Genomic DNA, 26,646 nt, shown 5'->3' with positions numbered 1-26,646 from the left:
TATCCAAAAAAATTAATTTTTATTTAATATATTTAAAAATAAATATCATTTTTTAATTACATTATTTAAACGTTCAATTTCTAATATTAATTGATTATTCCTTATTTCAAAATCTTCGTTTTTTTTTTTGGACTATAATTTTTTTATACATTTTAATATAGTCTAAAATACCATTTTTTCCGATCCAAAGAGAACATTGCAACCAAAAAAATAAAAATAGTAAAAATATTTTTAACATTTTCATATGTCACTCTAAATAATTTTATTTAAAATAAAAATGTTTTATCAATATTTGAAAAAGATATAATATTTCTATCATATAATATTTTAATTAATTTTTTTGTATTATTTTTTAAAGATATTGTTCCATCTAAACATAGATCTGGTTTTTCTGGAATTTCATATATAGATTGAATACCAGTAAAGTCAGATATTTCACCAAGGCGAGATTTTTTATATAATTTTTTGGGATCACGTTCTTCACATATATTTATTGGAGTATCAACAAAAACTTCCAAAAAATTTTTTTTTCCTAACATAATAGAAATTTTTTTTCTTTGATTTTTATAAGGAGAAATAACGGAAACTAATACTATAATGCCTGCATCCATCATTAGTTTTGCTACTTCTCCAATACGTCTAATATTTTCATTTCTATCTAGAACACTAAAACCCAAATCCGAACATAAATTAGATCTGATATTATCCCCATCTAATAAATAAGTATTCAAATTATTTTTAAATAATGTTTTTTCTAAAGAATTAGCAATACTAGATTTTCCTGAACCTGATAGTCCTGTAAACCATATTACTATAGATTTATGACCATTTTTTTTCTCACGTTTTATACGTGTTATTGAATGTTTTTGCCAAATAATATTTTCTTTTAAATTATTATTCATTTTAATAAAAAAACCTTATATTCTATTTTTTTATATTCCAATGTGGAAAATGTTTTAAAATTAAATTATATAAATCTGATTCAAAATTTTTTGTATTATCAGAAATATTTTTTTCTTCTTTTTGTATACTTTTTTGAATCATTCCTGCTCCTACTGTGATATTGCTTAAAAGATCAATAAAAATTAAACTACCTGTTATTTTGTTTTCTTTATAATCATCGAATATCATTTCTTCACTGAATAGAACTTTTACTCGTCCAACACTGTTTAATTTTAGTACATTAGTTTTTTTCTTAATTAGAGTATTTACATCTATTTTAAACAAAATTTCTTTAATATAAACACGTGTTTTTTTTCCAGCTAATTTAATAGCATACGAATTATTTATTTTTAATACAGTATCTGTCATCCACACAACATCTATAATTGCTTCTCGAGAAGGTTTTAAAAGAGAATTAAAATTTACAAAAAAATCTCCGCGATTAACATCTATTTCGTCTTTTAAAACTATTGTAATAGCTTCACCTACTTCTGCTGTTTCTAAATCTTGATCAAATTTTAAAATACGAGAAATAGATGAATTAATATTAGTAGGTAATATTTTGATTTTTTGTCCAACATAAATCTTACCAGAAACTAACGTACCAGAGTATCCACGAAAATTTGAATCAGGACGATTGACATACTGTATTGGAAATCTAATTTCTTTAGAATCAACAGTGTCTTGAATTTTTATAGTTTCTAAAAGATGTAATAATGTAAATCCTTTATACCAAGGCATATATTGGTTTTTAAATACAACATTTTCACCAATTAATGCGGATATAGGAACAAAAAAAATTTTCAAATCTTTAGAAAAATTTTGAGAAAAAAGAAGAAACTTCTTTTTTATATTTAAAAAAATTTCTTCTTTATATTTTACTAAGTCCATTTTATTTATTGCAACAACTAAATATTTAATTCCAAGTAATGTAGAAATAAAACTATGTCTATAGGTTTGTTCTGATAATCCTTTTCTAGCATCTACTAATAGAATAGATAAATCACATGTAGATGCGCCTGTAACCATATTTCGAGTATATTGCTCATGACCTGGTGTATCAGCAATAATAAACTTTCTTTTACTAGTCGAAAAATAACGATATGCAACATCAATTGTAATGCCTTGTTCACGTTCTGATTGTAGTCCATCAACTACAAGTGCAAGATCTATTTTTTTTCCTTGTGTTCCATGACGTTTACTATCATTCTTTAAAGAAGATAACTGGTCTTCATAAATTTGCTTGGTATCATGTAATAAACGACCAATTAAGGTACTTTTTCCATCATCTACACTTCCACATGTTAAAAATTTTAAAAGAGTTTTTTGCTCATTTAAATACAACCAATTTTGAAAACTATTTTTTATATTAAGTTTTTTAATATTAATATTTTTATTCATTTTAATCTTAACCTGTTTTTAAAAGTAACCTTGTCTCTTTTTAAATTCCATTGAACTTCTTTGATCATGATCAATAGATCGACCTGTACGTTCACTTGTCTTCACTATCAACGTTTCTTCAATAACATCGGATAGAGTAACAGCTTTTGATTCAATGGCACTCGTTAAAGGCCAACAACCTAAAGTTCGAAATCGAACCATTTTTTGAACTATCTTTTCATTTGGTTTAATATTAATACGTTTATCATTAATAACTAATAAAGTTCCATCTCTTTCTAAAACTGGACGCATAGCAGCAAAATAAAGTGGTACAATCTCTATTTTTTCTAAAAAAATATATTGCCAAATGTCTAATTCAGTCCAATTAGAAAGAGGAAAAACACGAATACTTTCTCCTTTGTTAATTTGTCCATTATAGTTCCACCACAATTCTGGACGTTGTTTTTTGGGATCCCATTGATGAAAAGAATCGCGAAAAGAATAAATTCGTTCTTTAGAACGTGATTTTTCTTCATCACGTCTAGCTCCACCGAAAGCAGCATCAAATTTATATTTATCTATTGCTTCTTTTAATCCTTCTGTTTTCATTATATCAGTATATTTTGTACCACTATCTTGAAATGGATCTACACCTAATAATTTTCCTTTTAGATTAGAATGAACTATTAACTCTATATTTAACGATTGAGCAATGTAGTCTCTAAAAGAATACATTTCTTTAAATTTCCACCCAGTATCTATATGCAATAATGGAAAGGGTAAACGTCCAGGATAAAAAGCTTTTCTCGCAAGATGCAGCATAACTGAAGAATCTTTTCCAATAGAATAAAGCATTACCGGATTTTCAAATTCAGCTATTACCTCTCGCATTATATAAATACTTTCTGATTCTAATTGACGTAAATGAGTGGTATTTTTTTTAAACATTTTCTTTCCTTAAATTAAATTTACTATAGAAGATAGATTTTTTGTATTATTAAATGCACTAGAAGTATTAAACCATTCTAATTTTTTATGTAATAAAACAACTTTTCCAATAATCAATAAAGATGGATTTATAGTAAATTTAACTATTTTATCAAGTTCATCTAAACGTCCTATAATAACTTTTTGTTTTATAGTAGTACCTTTTCCAATGACAGCTATTGGTGTTGATTTTGAACGACCATATAAAATGAGATTTTGAGAAATATATGAAGCTTGTAAAGTTCCCATATATATAACTAAGGTATAAGAAGAATCAGATAAAATAGACCAATTATTTGATATGTCATTCGCACATTTTTGACCTGTAATAAATATTACGCCTTTTGCATAATCTCGATGTGTTAATGGTATACCGGTATAAGCAGATATACCAATCGCAGATGTAATACCTGGAACAACTTGAACATTAATACCTTCTTTTTTTGCTGCTTCTAATTCTTCACCACCACGGCCAAAAATAAACGGATCTCCTCCTTTCAAACGAACTACTTTTTTTCCTTTTTTTGCTAAAGATATTAATAATTTAATAATTTCATCTTGGGTAATAGTTTTTACACCAGCGGATTTGCCAACGTAAATACATTTTGCATCTCGACGAATAAATTCTAAAATTTCTGAAGAAACTAAACGATCGTATAATACTACATCTGCTTCCTGTAATACTTGTAGTGCTCTTAAAGTCAAAAGCCCGCTATTTCCAGGGCCTGCTCCAACTAAAATAATTTCGCCAATTAATAAATTAGGTTGATCAATCATTTTTATTAAAGTTTTAACTGCTTTTTTTACCTCTCCATTAATGATATATTGAACAAAAATACTGTTAAATAACTTTTCCCAAAAACGACGTCTTTCTAATAAGGTAGTAAATTTTTGTTTAATTGTAGATCTCCAATTGCCTGCAATTTTAGCAACATTACCTAATCTTGCAGGAAGAATGGCTTCAATTTTTTCACGTAATAAACGTAACAAAACAGGCGCTGTTCCTCCTGAAGAAATAGCTACAACTATAGGAGATCGATCAATAATAGAGGGAAAAATAAAAGAACATTTTGATTGATCATCCACGACATTAACTAATATTTTAAGATTGTCACATGTTTCAAATATCTTTTGATTTAACTTAACATTATTAGTAGCAGCAATAACCAAAAAAATTTTATTTAAATAAGATAAATGAAATTTTTTAGAAATCCAATGTACTTTTTTTTGATCTAGAAGTTTTTTAACTTCTAAAGATATATCTTTACTAATAATGCTAATTATAGCTCTTGAACGAAGTAATAATTTAATTTTATTAAAAGCAACTTCTCCAGCACCAACTACCAATACATTTTTATACTTTAAATCTAAAAAAATAGGAAAATAATTCACGTTTACCCTGTTTAAAAAAAATAAAAAGTTTATATAAATTTTTGAAAAATATTTATATATTTTTATATCTGAATTTAAATATATAGAATTTTTAAAAATATTAAAATTAATCTTCATGCAAACCACATTCACGTTTTAATCCAAAAAAACGAGTTTCTTCTTCTAACATACCTACTTTAAATTTTTTAGTAGTGTGAATATCTCCTACAGATATATAGCCCTCTTTTAATAGAGGATGATTTTCTAAGTTATTTTTTTTTAAATATTTATATATTTCGTTATTAGACCAATCTAAAATTGGTAATACTTTAAAAATTCCTTTTTGAATAGAAAGATAAGGTAATGCACTTCTACTTTTAGATTGTTCACGGCGCAATCCTGAAAACCACGTTTTTACTGATAATTTTTTAAAAGCTAAATTCATTGGCTCTACTTTATTAATAGTATTATATAAATTAATTCCTTCAATACCTTGTGTCCATAGTTTTCCATATCGCGCTTCTTGCCAAGCTGAAGATATAGTTGATCGAAAAACTTTTAAGTTTAAACTCCATTTTTTTACTAACATATCAATAAAATTATACGTTTGAGGAAATAAATATCCAGTATCGATTAATACAATAGGAATATCGGGTTTTTGTGATACTATAAGATGTAATAATACAATCGATTGAATACCAAAACTAGATGACATAACATGTGTAAATGGTAAATTTTTTAATGACCAAGATATACGTTTTTCAGCAGAATATCCAGACATTAGCATATTAATTTCAGACAAAACTTCTTTTTTTTTTTCAGAATTTAACGAATTTATATTTTCATACTTAGATTGAGACATTTTTATCACCATTAATTCCAAAAATCATGAATAGGATTAACAATTTCTTTTACAATATTTTTTCTAATAACAAAATCTCCAAAATGTTCTGTTTTTTTACGTTTAATAGACCAAATTTTTATTAAGAATTCTAAATGAGTTAATATTTCTTTTTCTGTAATATTTTCTTTATATATCTTTGGAATTCGACTACCTATTCGATTTCCACCAATATATAAATTATATCGACCAATAGCTTTTCCAATCAAACCAATTTCAGCTAATAAAGATCTTCCGCAACCATTAGGACATCCAGAAATACGTAAAATTATTATTTCTTTTTCAACACCATATTTTAACATGATATTTTCTACTTGCGTAATAAAAAACGATAACATACGTTCAGCTTCCGCCATTGCTAATGGACAAGTAGGAAAAGAAACGCAAGCCATGGAATTTTCACGTAATGGACTTACTTTTTTTATTAATCCATGTGATATGGCAATTTCATTTATTTTTTTCTTGTTTTCATTAGATATTTCAGAGATGACTATATTTTGATTTGCTGTTAATCTAAAGTTACCTTTATGTAAATTAGCTATTTTTAATAAACCTGATTTTACTAACTGTTTGTCAGTGTCATATATTCTTCCATTTTGAACAAAAATTGTTAAACTCCAATTATTATTAATATTTTTCGTCCATCCAAATCTATCTCCTCGACCAGTAAAATAATAAGGACGAATAGGTTCAAAAGTTATATTAGCTCTTTTTTCAACTTCTTTTTTAAAAACACTTAAACCAACTTTTTCTATAGTATATCTAGTTTTTGCATTTTTTCGGTCAGTACGATTTCCCCAATCTCGTTGTGTTGTTACTATAGATTTAGCCACAGATAAAGTGTGTTCAAGAGTAATATAACCTAATTCAACAGCAAGAAATGGCCATGTATTTTTGTTTCCATGAGTTATAGATAAACCACCACCTATTAATACATTAAATCCTATTACTTTATTATTTTTTATAATTGCTATAAAATTCATATCATTAGCATATAAATCTACATCATTATATGGTGGAACTACTACTGTAGTTTTAAATTTTCTTGGTAAATAAGTTTTTCCTAAAATTGGCTCTTGATCTGTAGTAGCTATTTTTTTTTGATCTAACCAAATTTCTGCGTACGCTTTAGTTTGAGGTAATAAAACATTTGAAATTTTTTGAGCCCATGTATAACATTCTTGATGTACTAAAGATTCCATAGGATTAGATGTACAGAGAACATTTCTATTAACATCATTAGCTGTACCTAAAGAGTCTAAACCTACTTCATGTAGCATTTTATGCGCATCTTTTAATTTTTTCTTCAAAATTCCATGAAGTTGAAAAGTTTGACGATTAGTTAATCGAATTGTTCCATACAATGTGTTTTCACTTGCAAAATGATCAATTTTTAACCATTTTTTAGCTTCAATAATACCTCCAGGTAAACGACAACGTAACATCATTGCATAACGGGGTTCCAATTTTTGTTCATTACGTTCTAAACGTAAATCTCGATCATCTTGTTGATACATACCATGGAATCGGATTAGAGAAAAATTATCTCCGCTAAAACCATTAGTAATTTCATCTTTTAAATCGTCAACAATAGTACCTCGAAGATAATTACTATTTTCTTTGATGTGTTCTTCTTGAGTCATTTTTAAAAATATTTTTTTGTGATTTTTTTTCATTAATATACATCTCTTTGATAACGTCGTTTTATTCTTAAATCATTTAAAAATTCACTAGATTCTTCAATATCCATTGAACTATTTTCACTAAAAACATCTAATAGTGCTTTTTCAACATCTTTTGCCATTTTAGAGGCATTGCCACAAACATAGATTTGTGCGCCTTGTTCTACCCATTTCCATAATTCTTTTCCATTTTCTCTTATTTTATCTTGTATATATATTTTTTGTTTTTGATCTCTTGACCAAGCTAAACTCATCTTTGTAAGAAGTCCTTTTTTTAAATATTTTTGCCATTCTAATTGATATAAAAAATCTTCAGTAAAATTAGGATTACCAAAAAATATCCAATTTTTCCCTTTAGATCCATCGTTATCTCGTTGCTGTATAAAAGAACGGAATGGAGCAATACCAGTTCCTGATCCAATCATGATAACAGGTAAGTCTTTGTTTTCGGGCAAGCGAAAATTATTATTTTTTTCAACAAAAATTTTTATAGAATCGTCAACTTTTAAAAATTGTGATAAATAACCAGAAGCACCTCCTAAATGTAAAGTTCCAGAAATCATTTTTTTTACCACTCCTACTGTAATATGAACTTCGTCATTTGTTTCAGATTGAGAGGAAGAAATAGAATATAATCTTGGAGTTAAAGGACGTAAAATACTAATTAATTGCTGAGAAGATAATTTTTTAGGGTAGTCATATATCATATTTAATAAGGGAGTTTTTTTTACATAATCATTTAAATCTTTATCGTTAGATATAATTTTCTTTAAAAATTTGTTTTGTGTAATATCAGCATATTTTTGAACAATACGTTTAGTATTTATAGTTAATTCAAAATCATTTTTTAAAGCGTCAAAAACAGTAATTAATTTATCTTTTACTTTAACTTTATCAAATATATCTATAGAAAGTAGTTTTAATATTTTTTTAATTAATTGAGTACTATTTTGATACCATATACCTAATGCATCACCAGGTGTATAAATAATATTTAAATTACTTATATCTAATTCAATATGATGAATATCTTTAGTTGAATGCCGACCAGTAATTTTTTGATTTACTAATACAGTAGCTACAGCAGGTTTATATTTTGTATACGTGTTTAATTCATTAATAAAATTTTTTTTATTATTTTTTTTTAAACAAGAAATAGAAGAAATATCTATTTTATTTAAAGCAAGTAATAATTCTTTAGACCATTCAATATAAGTTTCTTCATATTCAATATCTGCGTCTACTCTATTAAGTAAACGTTTGCCTCCTAATTCGCTAAATTTTTTATCAAAATCTTTACCTGATTGACAAAATAAATCATAGGAGGTATCTCCCAATGCAAATATACTATAGTGTAAATCATCTAATCTAGGAGCTTTTTTTGACATAATAAATTTATAAAAAGATAATGCTTCTTCTGGAGGTTCACCTTCACCTTGAGTCGAAATAATCAAAATTAAAAAATTTTCATTTTTAATTTTTTTAAAATTGTAATCAGAAGCATTAACTAAATTAGTTTTTTTATTTTCATTATTTAAATATTCATTAAAACGATTAGCAAGTAGTCTAGCATTACCCGTTTGAGAAGCAGATACAATAGTAATTGTTTTCTCTATATTTTCTTTTTGAAAAAATTTGCTTTTTTCAGACATTAATTCTGAAGAAGTTTGATTTGCTAGATTCCAAAAATATCCTGAAAGCCAGGCATATTGAATATTAGAACAATTTTTTTTTATTTCTTCTAAATTTTCTATTTTATCTAAATCAAAAGGAAAAAAGGTATTAAAGGGATTTTTGTTTTTCATTATGCTAAATGCCTAAATCTCATTATATTAAAAAACCTAATATTGTTAATTTAATATAATTTACAGAAAATATTAATTTTTAGCTACTAATAAAAAATCAAAATTTTATGTAGAACTATTTTAAAAAGATTATTTTTTTTCTAATTCAACTAATTTGGCTTTTGCATCATTTATTACAATATCTGGAATTCCAGATAAAGCGGCTACTGATATACCATAACTTTTTTTTGAAATACCCCTTTTGATTTTATATAGAAAAGCTATATTTGAATCATGTTCAACAGCAGAAAAATGAAAATTTTGAATTTTTTTAAAAAAATTTTCTAATTTTGTTAATTCGATAAAATGAGTAGACAACAAAATCATAGATTTATTTTTAATAATTAAATATTTAGAACATGACCAAGCTAATGCCAATCCATCTTTATTTGATGTTCCTCGTCCTAATTCATCTATTAAAATTAAACTATTACAAGTAGCATTGTGAAGAATATTAGATATTTCTGTCATTTCCATCATAAATGTTGAATAGCCATTGCTTACATCATCTGCAGAACCAATACGTGTGAAAATTTTGTCAATTGGACCAATTGAAGCATATTTTGCAGGTACAAAACTACCTATACAAGCCATTATAACAATCAAAGCAATTTGACGCATATAAGTACTTTTACCACCCATGTTAGGGCCTGTAATAATAAGCATTCTATTTGTTTTTGACAAAGAAATAGAATTGCTAATAAAAGGGGTTTCTAAAAAACATTCAACAACTGGATGACGACTTTCTAGCAAAGAAATACCATATTTTTTAGTGATTTTAGGACAGACATATTTTAAAGATATAGAACGTTCGGATAAATTTACCAAAACATCTAATTCTGATAATGCCAATGCACTTTTTTTTAATTTCTCTAAAAATGGTTCGATTATGTCAAACAATTCTATATACAGTGTTTTTTCTAAAAGTAAAGCTTGAAATTTAGCAGCAATAACTTTTTTTTCATAATTTTTTAATATAGGGATACTATAACGCTCTATGTTTTTTAAAGTTTGTATTTTAATATAAGATTGCGGAATTAAATGAGTATGACGTTTATTTACTTGAATATAATAACCAACAATATTATTGTATCCAATCTTGAATGAATCGATATTTAATCTCTTTTTTTCTTTTACTTCAAAATCGCTTAAATATTTTTGAGAATCATTTTTTAAAGATCGTAATTCATCAAGCTTTTTATTATAATTAAATGCAATTACTCCTCCATCTCGAATAGATGAAGGAACTGTTACATTTATTGATTTTTTTAATAAAAATAATATTTTTTCAAACTTTCCAATAGAAAGGCGAATCCTATTAATATTATTTGATTTTATTTTTTTTAATATGCCATCTAAATCAGGTAAAACATTTAACGTAGAACGCATGCGCACAAAATCACGAGGTAAGGCAGTACGTAAAGCTAAACGAGAACATATTCTTTCTAGATCACTAACTTGACCAAGAATATATTGTATTTCTTTATAAAAAGGCTGCAGACATTTAACTATTTTATGACGATTTCTAATCAAATTTAAATCTTTTAATGGAGCATTTAACCAGCGATTTAATAATCTTCCACCCATAGATGTTACTGTTTTGTTTAATACTGAAGATAAAGTATTTTTGTTATCGTCTAAAATACTTTCAGTAATTTCAAGACTTTTACGCGTACTGGTATTCATAAAAATATGATTTTCCATATAATCAAATTTTATTTTACGAATATGAGGTAAACACGATATATGCATTAATTTAACATAATTAATTAAACAACCAGCTGGGCGAATAACAAAATTATTTTTTTTAATACCAAATCCATTTAAACTAGAAGTTTTAAATTGTAAATTAAGTAATTTATATGAAATTTCTAAATCGAAATCTGATAATAAACGTTTTTGTATACATTTTCTATGAGATATTAATGAAACATCTTCAAAATTTTCAGGGTATAACAATTCTGTAGGATTTGTACGTTCAATTTCTGATAATAAAGAATTTTTATCAAAATGCTCAGAAACACCAAAAAATCCTAAAGAAATATCTAAAATAGCATATGCAAATTTATTATTTTCTTTCCAAACAGCTGCTATAAAATTATCTTTATTTTCCTCAAGAAACGCTTCATCTGTAATAGTTCCAGGAGTGATAACCCGCACTACTTGACGATTTATCAATTTTTTTTCAGAATAAACATCTTTTATTTGATCACATACTGCAACCGATTCTCCCATTTTTACAAGCTTAGCAAGATAATATTCTGCAGTATGACATGGTACTCCAGCCATAGGTATAATATTTTTATTTGAATGACCTTTTTTTGTTAAAGTAATTTTTAACAATCTAGAAACAAGTTTAGCATCTTCATAAAATAATTCATAAAAATCACCCATTTGATAAAAAAGTAACATATCAGGATATTTTGATTTTAAAGATAAATATTGTTTTATCATTGGAGTATGATTATTTTTTTTATTAGAAAAATTATTTTCAGTCATCTGGAACTCAAATATTGATAAAATTATTGAAATTATTAAAAATAAATACTTTAAAATTTATAAATTAAAAATTTAACATTATATACTAGATAAATGTATGATTTTATTTTATAAATTAGTTTTAAATTCTTAATTTTTAAAAAAAACATAAAACATGGATAGAAAAATGAAAAAAATATTAATTGTTTTATACAGCATATTTTTATCTTATAGTGCTTTATCTTATGAATTTACTAATAAAAAAGAATATGAAATAAAAAAAAGAAATATTTCTGATGTTCCTAAAGTAATGAATTTTTTTTCTTTTTTTTGTCCATACTGTTATGAGTTAGAAAAAATACATAATATTCAATTTTTAATTAAAAATAAAATAGATAAAAAAATAGAAATACAAAATTATCACGTTAATTTTTTAGGAGGAGAGTTAAGTAAAATATTAACAAAAATTTGGATCATATCTCAACAAATGAAAGTTGAAGAAAAAATTATGATGCCCATTTTCAAAGAAATTCAAGAAAATAATACTATAAGCAATGCTTCTAATATTAAAGATGTATTTTTAAAAGAAACAGGTATTAGTAACGACGAATACAACAAATTTTGGAATAGTTTTACAATTAAAATATTAGTACAAAAAAATGATAATGAAATAAAAAAAATTCAATTAGATCATGTTCCTAGTATGATAATAAATGGTAAATATATTATTGACTATTATAAACTAGAGATGATTTTTAAAAAAAATTTCTCTAAAAAATATATAGAACTAGTAAATTTTTTACTTTTTAAAAAATAAATTAATACGATATAATATGAAGATATGTATTTTTTATAGTAAACTCTTATTTAATAAGTAGTAAAATATTTTTAATATTTAATTTATATATTTTTTTTATATTATTTTTTTATTAAAATTTAATTGACTTAAATTTTTTATTTTACTAGAAAATAAAAAAAATATTGTTTTAATGTCCTACATTTTAAATATAAAGTTATCCTGTAAATAATTTTTATGAAAAAAATTATTTAATGATATTATTTTCTTTTGTTTCAATGCATTCCTTTTTAACTAATTAAAAGATAAAAAATGTATGTTATACATAAAAAAAAAACCTATTATTATAGTAGATGGTAGTTTATATTTATATCGTTCTTACTTTACATTTCAAAACTTTAATCATAATGAAGAAAATCCATCTGGAGCTATATATGGAATGTTAAAAACGATACAAAACATTTTAAAAAAAAATTATCGTTCACAAAAAATCATTATTATTTTTGATTCATCTAAAAAAACCTTTAGAAATACAATATTTAAAGAATATAAAAGTAATAGATCTACAATGCCAAATAAACTTTATATACAAATCCAACCTCTTCTTGAAATTCTTGAAGAAATTGGAATTAAGACTTTAAGTATTTTAGGAATAGAAGCCGACGATATTATTGGAAGTTTGTCATGTAAACTAGAACGAGAAGGAGAACAAGTATTAATTGTTAGTCATGATAAAGACATGATACAACTTGTAACTGATAACATTAATATATTGCATTTAAGTAAAAATATTGTTCTTACTCCAGATAAAATAAAAGAACAATATGGCATTTATCCTCAAGAATTTGTTGATCTTTTAGCTCTTATGGGAGATGCTTCTGACAATATTCCAGGAATCCCCAAAATTGGTATAAAAACTGCATTATTTCTATTAAAAAAATTTTCAAATATTAAAAATGTTTATAATAACATTGAAAAGGTACAATTTTTATCTTTTCGAAACGCTAAAAACGCTGCCATTCAATTAAAAAATTATAAAAAAACTGCTTTTCTTTCATATCAGTTAGCAAAAATAAAATTAGATATTCCTATCAATATTACTTCCGAAGAAATTACTTTAAAAAAAACATGTTTTAAAAAATTATCGAATTTAATCAAATTATATTCATTTAACGAATAAAAAACATTTATATTAAATAATATTTTTCATACCAATAGTTTAATTTAGATTTAAGCTTTTCAATTCCTATTTTTTTTAAAGATGAAAATAATTGAATGTCCAATTGATTGGAAAATTTTTCTAATTTTTTATGTACTTTTCGAAATTGAATATTTTGATTATTTATTGTAAACTTGTCACATTTCGTTAGTAGTAATAAAATAGGAATTTTATAAATTAAAGCAATGTTAATAATATCTTGATCTAAGTTTTTTAAAGGATATCTGATATCCATTAACAAAACTAATCCTTTTAAAGATCTATTAGTTTTCAAATAACTGTATATCATGTTTTGCCAATTCATTTTAATTGATAAAGGGGCTTTAGCATAACCATAACCGGGAAGATCAACAATTCTAAAATTAGAAGTTACTTGAAAAAAATTAATTAATTGAGTACGACCAGGGGTCTTGCTAAAACGAGCTAGTTTTTTTTGATTAGTCAATGAATTAATAGCACTAGACTTTCCTGAATTAGAATAACCAATAAAAGCAATTTCAATGCCATGTTCAATTTTTATATCAGAAATTTTAGCAATACTCTTTAAAAAAAATGTTTTATTATAATTCAAAATATTCAAAATATAACCTCAAATGTTTGGAATCAAAAAATTTTTTTAAAAATATTTTTTATTTAAAATTACTATTTTTTTAAAAAATCTTTCTCAAATAAATTTGATATTTTTAATATAAAAAATATAATCCGCAAAATTTAATCTTTTCTCATATTTTATCTAAAAACAGTCTCTATAATATATCTATCATTTAAAATAGATCACTTTTTAAAGGAAAAAAAATGCATAAGAATATAAGAAATATTGCTATCATAGCACATGTTGATCATGGTAAAACTACATTGCTAGATCAGCTATTGCAACAATCTGGAACTTTTCAAAAACATGAAGAAAAGAAAGAACGTATTATGGATACTGATGATTTAGAAAAAGAAAGAGGAATCACAATATTATCTAAAAATACTTCTATTAAGTGGAAAGAATATAAAATCAATATTGTTGATACACCAGGTCATGCTGATTTTGGTGGTGAAGTAGAACGAGTGATGTCTATGGTAGACTCGGTTTTGCTAGTAGTAGATGCATTAGATGGACCTATGCCACAAACTCGTTTTGTTACTAAAACAGCTTTTAAATATGGTCTAAATCCTATTGTAGTTATCAACAAAATTGATAGAAAAAACTCTCGTCCTGATTGGGTTGTAAATGAAATTTTTGATCTTTTTGTCAATCTTGATGCTAATGACAAACAACTTGATTTTCCAGTTGTATACACTTCTGCAATTCGTGGAACTTCAGGAATAGATCATCTTAACATGAAAGAAAACATGATTCCATTATACGAATCAATTATTAAATATGCCCCAGCTCCTAATGTTGATCCTAATCAAAAATTTCAAATGCAAATTTCGCAACTAGACTACAATAATTATTTAGGAGTAATAGGTGTTGGTCGTATTAAACAAGGTTATGTAAAACCAAATGATTCCGTAATTATTATTGATAGTTTGGGAAACAATAGAAATGGTAAAATTAATAAGGTATTAAATTATTTTGGACTAAAAAGATTAGAGATAGAAAAAGGAGAAGCGGGTGACATCATTGCTATTACAGGTCTAAATAAATTAAATATTTCTGATACAATTTGTCATCCAGATAATTTAAACCCCCTTCCACCGTTAATTATAGATCAACCTACAGTAAACATGTTTTTCTCAGTTAACACTTCACCTTTTTCAGGAAAAGAAGGTAAATATGTCACATCACGTCAAATTTTAGAAAGATTAAAAAAAGAAACTATACACAATGTAGCTTTACAAGTAGAAGAAACAAAAGATGCAAATATTTTTTCTGTTTCCGGACGTGGCGAATTACATTTATCGATATTAATAGAAAATATGCGTCGTGAAGGATTTGAACTAGAGGTATCTCGCCCCAAAATAATTTTTCGTAAAATTAATAATACAAAACAAGAACCATTCGAAAATTTGATTTTGGATATTGAAGAAAAACATCAAGGCAACATCATGAAATTTATAGGAGAAAGAAAAGGTGAGTTAAAAAACATTATTGTTGATCCTAATAAAAGAATACGTCTTGAATATATTTTATCTAGTAGAGCTCTAATTGGATTTCGTACAGAATTTATGAGTATAACTTCTGGAACTGGACTTTGTTATTCGTCTTTTAGTCATTATCAAGAATATCAAAAAAATAATATAGGACAAAGGAAAAATGGAGTTTTAATATCAAATAGCACTGGTATGGCAGTCGCTTTCGCTTTATTTAATTTACAAGAAAGAGGAAAGTTGTTTTTAGGACACGGCAGTCAAGTCTATGAAGGGCAAATAATAGGACTTCATAATCGTTCTAACGATTTAACAGTCAATTGTCTTACAGGGAAAAAACTAACTAATATGAGAGCTTCAGGAACAGACGAAGCGATAATTTTAACAACATTTACAAAATTTACATTAGAAGAAGCTTTATCTTTTATTAACGATGATGAATTAGTAGAAATTACACCAAATTCAATACGTTTACGAAAACGTTGTTTAAAAGAAAACGAGCGAAAAAAAGCAAATAGGAATAAAAATACTACAGTTAATTAAGAGAGTTTTATCAAAGATTAACTTTTATTAATTATATAATTCTATTTGCTCAATAGAATTATATAAATAATTTTAAGAAAAAGTATTTCACATAGAATAAAAAAATTTTTATAAATTCAACTTTTTAACAATTGAGAAATTAATAAATTATGTTTATTTTTTTGATGAAATAAACACAAATGTTCAGCAACAATAATAGTTTTTAAATCATTTATAGCTTTTTGAAAATCATCATTGATAATTAAATAATCATATTCTGAATAATGATTCATTTCATCCACGGCTTTTTCCATTCTTTTTGAAATAACTGTATCACTATCTTGTCCTCGTTCTCGTAATCTTTTATATAATTCATCCTTAGATGGAGGAAGCAAAAAAATACTTTTTGAATTTGGCATTTTATATCTAATCTGATTGGCCCCTTGCCAATCAATGTCAAGAAAAACATCAATCCCTGAAAACAACATTTTTTCAATAGATTGGCGCGAAGTTCCATAATAATTATTAAACACTTTAGCATATTCTAAAAAAGATTCTTGTTTAATCATTATTCTGAATTCTTTTTTTGATATGAAATAATAGTGCTTTCCATGAGATTCACCGGGTCTCATAACTCTAGTAGTATGAGAGATAGAAACTTGAATATTATACAAAGATTGTGTTTTTAATAATCCTTCAATTAAACTGGATTTTCCTGTTCCACTTGGAGCTGAAATAATAAAAAGAATACCTTGAGACATGATGTTTTAAAAAGTATTATCTAATTTTTTTTAAAAAAAGATTTTTTAAAAAAATTGTTAAATAAAAGATAAAGAATACTAATTTTTAATGAAAAAAACATTTTCGAATTCATAAATTCTAAACATATTTTTAATATTTATAGATTTATTTAATACTGCTTGTATGCAAATTTCATTAACTTTAATATGAACTATTGCTAATAAGAAACCAACTCTATACCATTTTTCTTCTTTTTTCATTTCAATAATAGAACCAATTTCAGGATTAATATTTCCTGTACTTAATAAAAGATATAATTCATGTTTATTCAAATTTTTATGAAACATTCGTGATATTGTTTCTTGTCCATAATAGCATCCTTTGTTAAAGCTTACAGCTTGTAGCATTGTTAAATTAATAGATTGTGGCAAAAATTTCTGAGTATTTTTTTCATCGATAATAGGAAATCCTGATTCCATGTCTAATAAAAGCCATTGTTTACTATCATTGAGTAATGTTATTTCATTTTCTTTTTTCTGTAGAAACAATACATCATTTAAAGATAAAACCAATAAAAATCTTTCAAAAGGTTCCGAAAACCAAAGTATAGTTCTATCTTCATTAGAAATTAACGGAGATTTTTTATTTGGTATGCTAAAAAAATTTTTTGATAAAAAAAACTTAGCATTAAAACCAGACAATCCAAATAAATAAATATTATCTAATTTTCGAATTTGTACTTTAGAAAAAACAGCATATTTTTCTAATTCTTTAATTTGTATCTTAGCAACACTTTTACGAATAATATAAGCATAACCTTTTTTATAATGAAATAAAAACATAGTTGCCCATACTTTCCCATTAAAATTACAATGAGCACAAAGTTTGTATTCTTCTTTTTTTAAAAAATCTACATCAATAGTAAATTGATTTTGAAGATGTTTTTTACTATCAAGACCATCTATATAAACTAAGCACCACTCTTCAAGTAAACTTAATGTTAAAGGTAAATTTATTGAAGGATGAACGGAATTTTCTAAAAATTTAGATAACAACGTCATTTCTCCTAAAAAAAATATATTAATTAAAAAAAATAAACTTATCAGATTAAATATATAATAAAAAAATAAATTTTTTATTTTTTAATAATTTTTATAAAATTATCTTAAAATTATTTTTTTAAACAAATTTTTGGAAAAAAATATGATAGATATCAATATAATAACAAGTCAAATAAAAAACTTGACACAACGCAAAAAAGATTTAAAGAGGTATCTTTGACTATACAATAAAAAATGCACGTATTTTAGAAATTGATTTAGAATTATCATCACCTGAAATATGGAAAAGAAAAAAATCTATATATAATCTGAACAAGGAAAAAAATTTATTAAATATAATAGTAAATAAAATCAATAATATTGAAAAAAATATAAAAGAAATAATTATTTTCTTAGATCTAGCAATAGAAACAGAAGATAGTATTTTACTACAAGATATTCTTAAAGAAATTAAAAAAATAGAAGAAAAGATAAAAGAACTTGAATTTTATCGTATGTTTTCAAATAAACATGACAACTGCAACTGTTATGTTGACATACAATCTGGTTCTGGAGGAACAGAAGCTCAAGATTGGTCAAAAATATTATTAAGAATGTATTTAAAATGGTCTGATAAAAAAGGATTTAAAACAGAGATCATTGAAGAATCTGTAGGAGAAATAGTTGGTATTAAATCGTCTACTATCAAAGTTTCTGGAGAATATGCTTTCGGATGGTTAAGAACAGAAACAGGCATACATCGTTTAATTAGGAAAAGTCCATTTGATTCAGGAAAACGACGTCATACTTCATTTAGTTCAGTTTTTATATATCCTGATATAGAAGATAAAATTAATATTGAAATTCATCCATCTGATCTTAGAGTAGATGTATACAGAGCTTCTGGAGCAGGAGGACAACATGTAAACAGAACAGAATCAGCTGTTCGAATTACTCATTTACCTACAAACATTGTCACTCAATGCCAAAGTAATCGATCACAGCACAAAAATAAAGAGCAAGCAATTAAACAGATGAAATCTAAATTATATGAAATGAAAATAAAAGAAAAAAAAGAAAAACAAAAAAAAATAGAAAACAATAAATTAGATATCAGCTGGGGTAATCAGATTCGTTCTTACGTGTTAGATAATTCAAAAATAAAAGATCTTAGAACTGGAATCGAAAAATATAATGTACAATCTGTATTAGACGGTGATTTAGATGATTTTATTGAACAAAGCTTAATAATGGGGTTATAAGAAATACAATGATTAAAAAAATAAATTCAAATAATAATATTTTTAACGATGAAAAAAAAATAAGAAAAGAAAAACTTATTAATATGAAAAAAAATGGATTTTCTTTTCCAAACATTTTTAAAAGAAACACTAATTCTATAAAAATACATCAATTATATAAAAACAAAACAATTAACGAACTTAAAACTCTAAATATTGAAGTTTCTATTGCAGGTCGTATGATACAACGAAGAATTATGGGGAAAGCATCTTTTTTTACATTACAAGATATGGAAGGAAAAATACAAATTTATACCAGAGAAAAAGCAATTACATCTGAATTTTACAACAATCATTTCAAAAAATGGGATATTGGAGATATTTTAGGCATAGAAGGAATATTGTTTAAAACAAAAACAGGCGAATTATCTATTTTTGCTAAAATATTAACAATATTAACTAAATGTTTAAGACCCTTACCTGATAAATTTCACGGATTGTCTAATCAAGAAAAACGTTATCGAAAAAGATATTTAGATTTGATTAGTAATAGTAAATTATTTAATGTTTTTAACAGTCGTTCTAAAATAATCAGATTAATTCGAAATTTTATGATAGAAAATGATTTTCTAGAAGTAGAAACCCCTATGTTACATAACATTCCTGGAGGAGCTACTGCTAAACCTTTTATTACTTATCATAATGAAATGCACAAAGAAATGTACTTAAGAATAGCACCTGAATTGTATTTAAAACAACTTATTATAGGTGGTTTTGAACGTATTTTTGAACTAAACAGAAATTTTCGTAATGAAGGAGTTTCTGCTCGACATAATCCAGAATTCACTATGATGGAAGCATACATGGTTTATTCTAATTATAAAGATATGATGAATTTTACTGAAAATTTAATAAAAAATCTAATAAAACTACTTTTTGAAAAAAGTAAAATACAGTATGACAAATACTGTTTAAATTTCAATGTTCCATTTGAAGTCTTAACAATGAAAGAGTCTATTTTAAAATTTAATTCAAATATTTGTTTATCAGACTTAAAAAACTTAAAAAAAATTAAAAAAATTGCGAATAATATTGGTATAGAAATAGAAGATAACTGGAATTTAGGTTATATAGAAAACGAAATTTTTGAAAAAACAGTAGAAAAAAAGCTTATTCAACCTACTTTTATTACTGAATACCCAGTAGAAGTTTCTCCTCTAGCTAGACGTAATGATTCTGATTCTAACGTAACAGATAGATTTGAGCTATTTATTGCTGGATATGAAATAGGAAATGGATTTTCCGAACTAAACGATGCAGAAGATCAAAAAAATAGATTTTTAAATCAGATGCAAATAACAGAAAAAGAAAAAAATAAAGATATATTTTATGATGAGAATTATATAGAAGCATTGAAATACGGTTTGCCTCCTACTGCAGGTTTGGGAATTGGAATTGATCGTTTAATTATGATATTAACAAATCAAGTAAGCATTCGCGATGTTATTTTATTTCCAACGTTACGCTTATTTAAAAAATAAATTTTTTAAAAAATACAATGTTAAAATAATTAAATAGGAAAAAAAATGCCAAAATTATTAAGTACAAGCACAACAAATCTCAATTTTGAAAATATTCAAATACTAATAAAAAAATTTCCCTCTCCATTTTGGGTATATGACTCGAGTGTTATCTATAAAAAAATAAAATTATTAAAAGAATTTGATATTATTCGATTTGCTCAAAAAGCATGTTCAAATATTCATATATTGCGCTTAATGAAAAAAAATAATTTAAAAATAGATGCAGTTTCTTTAGGAGAAATAGAACGAGCTTTAGCTGCTGGATTTAAACCTAATTCAAACGAAATAATTTTTACTGCAGATCTTTTTGACCAAGAAACTTTATCTAAAGTAATTGATTTTAAGATTCCAGTCAACGCTGGATCAATAGATATGTTAAAACAGTTAGGTAGACTTTCTCCAGGTCATCATGTTTGGTTAAGAATTAATCCAGGATTTGGATATGGACATAGTAAAAAAACTAACACTGGAGGAGAAAATAGTAAACATGGTATTTGGAATCCCAATTTAGCCATACCTGTTATAAAAAAATATAAATTAAAACTAATAGGTTTACATATGCATATTGGTTCAGGAGTTAACTATGAACATTTAAAAAAAGTGTGTCAAGCTATGATAGAACATGCAATTAAAATAAATGAAAAAATATTGTTTATTTCTGCTGGAGGTGGACTGCCAATTCCCTATAAATTTGATGAAAAACCTATTGATACGAAAAAATATTTTATGATTTGGGATGAAGCAAGAAAAAAAATATCTCGTTTTTTAAATACACCAATCCAATTAGAAATTGAACCAGGTAGATTTTTAGTAGCAGAATCAGGAATTTTAATTTCACAAGTAAGAGCAATTAAAAAAATGGGAGATAAAAATTTTGTTTTAATTGATGCTGGTTTTAACGATCTTATGCGTCCAACTATGTATGGAAGTTATCATCATATATCTGTTGTATCTAAAGATAATCGCAAAATAAATGAAAAAGAAACAATAGATACAGTTATAGGCGGTCCTTTATGTGAATCAGGCGATATATTTACACAGAAAGAAGGAGGAAAAATAGAAACAAGAAAACTGCCAATTTTGAAAATAGGAGATTATTTAATTTTTCATGACACTGGTGCTTACGGTGCTTCAATGTCATCTAATTATAATACAAGACCATTAATTCAAGAGATAATGTTAGAAAAAAATAAATTCAGAACTATCCGAAGAAGACAAACAATTAAAGAACTATTAAGTTTAGAAACATAATGTTTTTCAAAAAAAATTTTTGTTTTTTAAGATTAAATCTAATTTCAATTTAAAAGGATGCAATACAATATATGTATATTAATTTTCCAAATATAGATCCTATTATTTTTTCAGTTGGTCCTATAAAAGCTTACTGGTATGGTTTTATGTATCTTATAAGTTTTGTATTTGCTATGTGGTATGGAAAAAAAAAATTAAAAAAAAATCAGATAAAGAAAAGATAGAAAAATTAATATATATTATTTTTATAAGTTCATGTATCGGAGGTAGAATAGGATATATAATTTTTTATAACTTTTCATATTTTTCTCAAAATATATTATGCTTCTTACACATTTGGGAAGGTGGTATGTCTTTTCATGGAGGATTAATAGGGGCAATAATTGCTATATATTACTTTTCTTTAAAAAAGAATATAAAAATATTAAAAATGTCTGATTTTATAGTTCCACTAGTACCTTTCGGATTGGGAGCAGGAAGGTTAGGTAATTTTATCAATGGCGAATTATGCGGTCGTATAGCACCAAATTTTTCATATGCTGTTCTTTTTCCCACAACATACAAAGAAGATTTAAAAGCAGTTTCTAGAAATCCTGAATTACAACCTATATTAGATAAATATGGAGTATTACCCCGTCATCCCTCACAAATATATGAATTTATTTTAGAAGGTATTTTTTTATTCTTTATAATCTATTTTTTTTCCAGAAAAAAAAGGAATACAGGTAGTATAAGTGCTTTATTTTTAATAAGTTATGGAATATTAAGAATAATAAGTGAATTTTTTCGAGAGCCAGATCCTCAAATTGGATTATTCAAAAATATAATATCTATGGGTCAAATATTATCTATTCCAATGATTATTATTGGATGTATTATAATGTTTAAACTTATTCATAAAAAATAGTTCTTTTCTTGAGGTATTATGAAACAATATTTAAATTTAATAAAAAAAATAATTAAAAATGGAAATTTAAAAAAAGATCGGACTGGTACAGGAACTTTATCTATTTTTGGACATAATATGAGATTTAACTTGAAAAAAGGATTTCCTCTGATTACAACAAAAAAATGTCATATACCATCAATTATTCATGAACTTTTATGGTTTCTTAAAGGAGATACAAATATTGAATACCTTAATAAAAATAAAATATCAATTTGGAACAATTGGGCAGATAAATTTGGTAATTTAGGTCCAATTTATGGAAAACAATGGAGAAGTTGGGATGCATCTAACGGAAAAAAAATTGATCAAATAAAAAACGTACTAAAACAACTAAAAGAAAATCCTGATTCTCGTAGAATATTAGTATCTTCCTGGAATGTTGGAGAAATTGATAAAATGTCTTTAGCTCCATGTCATATATTATTTCAATTTTATGTATTAAAAGAAAAATTAAGTTGTCAACTTTACCAACGCTCTTGCGATGTATTTCTTGGTTTACCCTTTAATATAGCTAGCTATGCAATACTTCTACATATGATAGCTCAACAATGCGAATTACAAGTTGGGGAATTTTTATGGACAGGAGGAGATGTTCATTTATATACAAATCATATTGAATTAGCAAAAAAACAAATACTTCGAATACCTCGGAAATTACCAGAATTAATAATTTTAAAAAAACCTCAATCATTGTTTCATTATTCTTTTGAAGATTTTAAAATTGTTGGATATAAACCCTATCCTTTAATTAAGGGAGAAATATCTGTATAAAACACCGTATTTTTATATTGATACAGTATCTTCATATAATAACTAGGATAAATTTTATCAGAATGAAATATATATATATAAAAACTTGGGGATGTCAAATGAATGAATATGATTCATCTATGATCATGACATTCTTAGAAAAGACAAAAAAGTATTTAATTACTAAAGAAGCCGAAAAAGCTGACGTATTAATTTTAAATACTTGTTCTATAAGAGAAAAAGCTCAAGAAAAAGTTTTTCATCAATTAGGAAGATGGAAAAAATTAAAAAATAAAAAACCTGATATCATCATTGCAGTAGGAGGTTGTGTAGCAACACAAGAAGGTAAAGAAATTTTTAAAAGAGCAAATTATGTAGATATTGTATTTGGTACACAAACTTTACATAAATTACCTAAAATGATAGATGAAATCGAAAAAAATCGTCAATTTATAATTGATATTAGTTTTCCTCAATTAGAAAAATTTAATTATTCTTTAAAAACTAAAACTACAGGATATACAGCTTCTGTTTCTATAATGGAAGGATGTAATAAATACTGTTCATTTTGCGTTGTACCATACACTAGAGGACATGAAATTAGTCGTCCATCTGACGATATTTTATTAGAAATATCAATATTAGCTGAAAATGGTATTAAAGAAATTAATTTATTAGGACAAAATGTCAATGCATATCGAGGTCGAACTTTTAATGGAAAAATTTGTTTTTTCTCAGAATTATTACGATTAGTTTCTGAAATAGACGGTATCGAGAGAATTCGTTTTACAACAAGTAATCCACTTGAATTTAGTGATGACATTATTGAAGTTTATCAAGATACACCAAAATTAGTTAGCTTTCTTCATCTTCCCGTTCAAAGTGGATCAAACAGAATTCTCCAGCTAATGAAAAGATCGTATACAACAGAAGAATATGAAATAATTATAGAAAAACTTATATCAGCTCGTCCAAATATTCAAATTAGTTCCGATTTTATTGTGGGGTTTCCTAGTGAATCTGAAGAAGATTTTCAAAAAACTATGAATTTTATAAAAAAAATAAATTTTGATATGAGTTTTAGTTTTATATATTCTAGTCGACCAGGTACACCGGCTTCAGAAATGGAAGATAATATTGATTTAAAAGAGAAGAAAAAACGCTTATATACATTACAAAATTGTATAAACAAACAAACTATGTCTTGGAGTAGAAAAATGTTAGAAAGTATACAATCTGTTTTAGTAGAAGGTATATCAAAAAAAAATATTATGGAATTATATGGAAGGACAGAAAACAATAGAATCGTTACTTTCAAAGGATCTCATCATATGATTGGTAAGTTTATTAAACTAAAAATAAAAGAAATACATACTCATTCATTAAAAGCTGAATTAATTCAAAATTAGATGAAAAAAACAAATAATATTATCTTAACAATTCAAATAAATTGTAAAAATACCAAAAATATACCAAAAAAACATTTTTTTGAAAGATGGATAAAAAGAACCTTATATAAAAAAAAAATATTAATTTAATTACAATTAGAATTGTCGATGAAATAGAAATAAAAAATCTAAATTTACAGTATAGAAGAAAAAATAAATCAACAAATATTTTATCTTTTCCATTTAATTCTTTTATAAATAAAAATAAAAAATTATTAGGAGATCTTGTTTTATGTAAAAAAATAATTGAACAAGAATCCTTAAAATACAAAAAAACATTAGAATCACGTTGGGCACATATGACAATACACGGAACACTACATCTTTTAGGATATGATCATAAAAATGAAAAAGAAAAAAATGTTATGGAAAAAAAAGAAAATAAAATAATGTTATCTTTAAATTATGAACAACCATATTTTATGAAAAATTCTTAATTTTTTTATAAAAAATATTTCAACCTATCTCTTTCTACCTATAGAATAGTAAAAAGATATTTTAAAAATAGATAATCATAATACTATGAGCAACGAAGATACACAAAGTACTGAAAAAATCAATCGAAAAGGTTTTTTTTCTATTTTACTAAATCAAATTTTTCACGATGAACCAAAAAACAGAGAAGAACTACTGGTATTGATTCGTGATTCAGAACAAAATGAGTTAATAGATCAAGATACTTGTGATATGTTAGAAGGCGTTATGCATATTGCAAAAAAAAGAATCAAAGATATTATGATACCAAGAACACAAATGATAACATTAAAACTAAATTATAATCTTAATAAATGTCTTGATATTATAATTGAATCTGCACATTCACGTTTTCCAGTAATGAGTCGAGATCAAAATTATGTAGAAGGATTTTTAATTGCAAAAGATCTATTACCATTTATGCAAAATTCAAGAGATACATTCTGTATAAAAAATATATTAAGATCTGCTGTTGTAGTTCCTGAAAGTAAATCTGTAGATAGAATGCTAAAAGAATTTCGTTTAAAAAGAAGTCATATGGCCATAGTAATAGATGAATTTGGAGCAGTTTCAGGATTAGTTACAATAGAAGATATTCTTGAATTAATTGTAGGAGAAATTCAAGATGAATATGATGATGAAGAAAAAGTAAATATTAGAAAATTAAAAAAATGTATATTTTCCGTCAAAGCACTTACAGAAATAAAAGAATTTAATGATACTTTTGAAACTAATTTCAGCGACGAAGAAGTAGATACAATTGGTGGATTAGTCATGAAAGTTTTTGGACATTTACCAAGTAGAGGAGATAATATTAATATTAATGGATATAATTTTAAAGTTTCTATAGCTGACAGTCGAAAAGTTATACAAATACATGTAACTATTCCAGAAAACAAAATCCCCAAAAAATTAGAAAAATAAGAATTATATTAATATCTTTTATCTGAAAAATTATTTTATTA

21 protein-coding genes and 1 pseudogene are annotated in these 26,646 nt (G+C 25.1%); 11 read left to right on the top strand and 11 right to left on the bottom strand.

Translation table 11 applies throughout. The features are described 5' to 3' along the window. Nucleotides 1–266: 266 nt before the first annotated feature. The 8 genes from cysC to mutS form a co-directional block, all read right to left on the bottom strand. The gene (gene cysC / locus QZ401_RS01320) at nt 267–902 is read right to left on the bottom strand and encodes an adenylyl-sulfate kinase (protein WP_295164253.1); all 636 of its coding nucleotides are present in this window, start codon (nt 900–902) and stop codon (nt 267–269) included. 22 nt (nt 903–924) lie between these two features. Next, a complete protein-coding gene (gene cysN / locus QZ401_RS01315) occupies nt 925–2,343 on the bottom strand; it encodes a sulfate adenylyltransferase subunit CysN (RefSeq protein ID WP_295164251.1) in 1,419 nt (472 codons plus the stop codon). A gap of 18 nt (nt 2,344–2,361) precedes the next feature. Then, nucleotides 2,362–3,270 carry a sulfate adenylyltransferase subunit CysD gene (gene cysD / locus QZ401_RS01310; RefSeq protein ID WP_295164249.1) on the bottom strand — a complete coding sequence of 303 codons (909 nt, stop codon included), beginning with the start codon at nt 3,268–3,270 and terminating at the stop codon, nt 2,362–2,364. Nucleotides 3,271–3,279: 9 nt separating this feature from the next. Then, nucleotides 3,280–4,701 (bottom strand): siroheme synthase CysG, encoded by a 1,422-nt coding sequence (cysG, locus tag QZ401_RS01305; RefSeq protein ID WP_295164248.1) that lies wholly within the window; start codon nt 4,699–4,701, stop codon nt 3,280–3,282. Nucleotides 4,702–4,807: 106 nt separating this feature from the next. Beyond that, complete coding sequence (locus QZ401_RS01300; protein ID WP_295164247.1) at nt 4,808–5,542, bottom strand: phosphoadenylyl-sulfate reductase; 735 nt, start codon at nt 5,540–5,542, stop codon at nt 4,808–4,810. Between the two features lie 11 nt (nt 5,543–5,553). After that, complete coding sequence (cysI, locus tag QZ401_RS01295) at nt 5,554–7,257, bottom strand: assimilatory sulfite reductase (NADPH) hemoprotein subunit (protein ID WP_295164246.1); 1,704 nt, start codon at nt 7,255–7,257, stop codon at nt 5,554–5,556. Beyond that, on the bottom strand, nt 7,257–9,068 hold the full coding sequence (locus QZ401_RS01290; RefSeq protein WP_295164245.1) for an assimilatory sulfite reductase (NADPH) flavoprotein subunit: 1,812 nt from the start codon (nt 9,066–9,068) through the stop codon (nt 7,257–7,259). Before QZ401_RS01290 ends, cysI begins: the two co-directional genes overlap by 1 nt. A 129-nt stretch (nt 9,069–9,197) precedes the next feature. After that, nucleotides 9,198–11,606: a DNA mismatch repair protein MutS gene (gene mutS, locus QZ401_RS01285; RefSeq protein WP_295164244.1), complete on the bottom strand. Its 2,409-nt coding sequence runs from the start codon at nt 11,604–11,606 to the stop codon at nt 9,198–9,200. Nucleotides 11,607–11,772: 166 nt separating this feature from the next. On the opposite strand from mutS, the gene QZ401_RS01280 reads away from it, so the two are divergent. Continuing rightward, complete coding sequence (locus tag QZ401_RS01280) at nt 11,773–12,402, top strand: DsbA family protein (RefSeq protein WP_295164243.1); 630 nt, start codon at nt 11,773–11,775, stop codon at nt 12,400–12,402. 295 nt (nt 12,403–12,697) lie between these two features. Further along, nucleotides 12,698–13,561, top strand: coding sequence for a 5'-3' exonuclease (locus QZ401_RS01275; protein WP_295164242.1), 864 nt, complete (start codon nt 12,698–12,700; stop codon nt 13,559–13,561). Nucleotides 13,562–13,568: 7 nt separating this feature from the next. Here QZ401_RS01275 and yihA read toward each other — a convergent pair whose 3' ends face one another. Next, nucleotides 13,569–14,180 (bottom strand): ribosome biogenesis GTP-binding protein YihA/YsxC, encoded by a 612-nt coding sequence (gene yihA, locus QZ401_RS01270; RefSeq protein ID WP_295164241.1) that lies wholly within the window; start codon nt 14,178–14,180, stop codon nt 13,569–13,571. Nucleotides 14,181–14,395: 215 nt separating this feature from the next. Here yihA and typA point away from each other — a divergent pair, with 215 nt between their 5' ends. Then, nucleotides 14,396–16,225, top strand: coding sequence for a translational GTPase TypA (typA, locus tag QZ401_RS01265; protein WP_295164239.1), 1,830 nt, complete (start codon nt 14,396–14,398; stop codon nt 16,223–16,225). 116 nt (nt 16,226–16,341) lie between these two features. Here the strand turns inward: typA and gmk are convergent, their stop codons facing one another. Further along, nucleotides 16,342–16,965, bottom strand: a complete 624-nt coding sequence (gmk, locus tag QZ401_RS01260) for a guanylate kinase (RefSeq protein ID WP_295164236.1) — start codon at nt 16,963–16,965, stop codon at nt 16,342–16,344. A 78-nt stretch (nt 16,966–17,043) separates the two neighbouring features. Next, nucleotides 17,044–18,006: a tRNA-modifying protein YgfZ gene (gene ygfZ, locus QZ401_RS01255; RefSeq protein WP_295164233.1), complete on the bottom strand. Its 963-nt coding sequence runs from the start codon at nt 18,004–18,006 to the stop codon at nt 17,044–17,046. A gap of 142 nt (nt 18,007–18,148) precedes the next feature. On the opposite strand from ygfZ, the gene prfB reads away from it, so the two are divergent. From prfB to corC, 8 genes and pseudogenes are all read left to right on the top strand, one after another. Next, nucleotides 18,149–19,247 (top strand): peptide chain release factor 2 gene (gene prfB, locus QZ401_RS01250; RefSeq protein ID WP_295164231.1). Its coding sequence is split into 2 segments (ribosomal slippage): nt 18,149–18,223 and nt 18,225–19,247, totalling 1,098 coding nucleotides; the frame shifts between segments, so codons are not numbered across the junction. Nucleotides 19,248–19,255: 8 nt separating this feature from the next. After that, nucleotides 19,256–20,767 (top strand): lysine--tRNA ligase, encoded by a 1,512-nt coding sequence (gene lysS, locus QZ401_RS01245; RefSeq protein ID WP_295164229.1) that lies wholly within the window; start codon nt 19,256–19,258, stop codon nt 20,765–20,767. 45 nt (nt 20,768–20,812) lie between these two features. Next, the gene (gene lysA / locus QZ401_RS01240; RefSeq protein WP_295164227.1) at nt 20,813–22,060 is read left to right on the top strand and encodes a diaminopimelate decarboxylase; all 1,248 of its coding nucleotides are present in this window, start codon (nt 20,813–20,815) and stop codon (nt 22,058–22,060) included. Nucleotides 22,061–22,131: 71 nt separating this feature from the next. Next, a pseudogene (gene lgt / locus QZ401_RS01235) lies at nt 22,132–22,967 on the top strand (prolipoprotein diacylglyceryl transferase). Nucleotides 22,968–22,985: 18 nt separating this feature from the next. Beyond that, nucleotides 22,986–23,780, top strand: a complete 795-nt coding sequence (thyA, locus tag QZ401_RS01230) for a thymidylate synthase (protein ID WP_295164224.1) — start codon at nt 22,986–22,988, stop codon at nt 23,778–23,780. 62 nt (nt 23,781–23,842) lie between these two features. Beyond that, nucleotides 23,843–25,168, top strand: a complete 1,326-nt coding sequence (miaB, locus tag QZ401_RS01225) for a tRNA (N6-isopentenyl adenosine(37)-C2)-methylthiotransferase MiaB (RefSeq protein ID WP_295164223.1) — start codon at nt 23,843–23,845, stop codon at nt 25,166–25,168. 119 nt (nt 25,169–25,287) lie between these two features. Further along, nucleotides 25,288–25,644 carry an rRNA maturation RNase YbeY gene (gene ybeY, locus QZ401_RS01220; RefSeq protein ID WP_366664891.1) on the top strand — a complete coding sequence of 119 codons (357 nt, stop codon included), beginning with the start codon at nt 25,288–25,290 and terminating at the stop codon, nt 25,642–25,644. A gap of 85 nt (nt 25,645–25,729) precedes the next feature. Further along, complete coding sequence (gene corC, locus QZ401_RS01215; RefSeq protein WP_295164221.1) at nt 25,730–26,605, top strand: CNNM family magnesium/cobalt transport protein CorC; 876 nt, start codon at nt 25,730–25,732, stop codon at nt 26,603–26,605. Nucleotides 26,606–26,646: the final 41 nt, after the last annotated feature.

Source organism: uncultured Buchnera sp. (genome assembly GCF_913776765.1).
GTDB lineage: Bacteria > Pseudomonadota > Gammaproteobacteria > Enterobacterales > Enterobacteriaceae > Buchnera > Buchnera aphidicola_AO.
The sequence above is the reverse complement of the archived record's forward strand: the minus strand, read 5'-3'. Positions and strand labels throughout refer to the sequence as shown.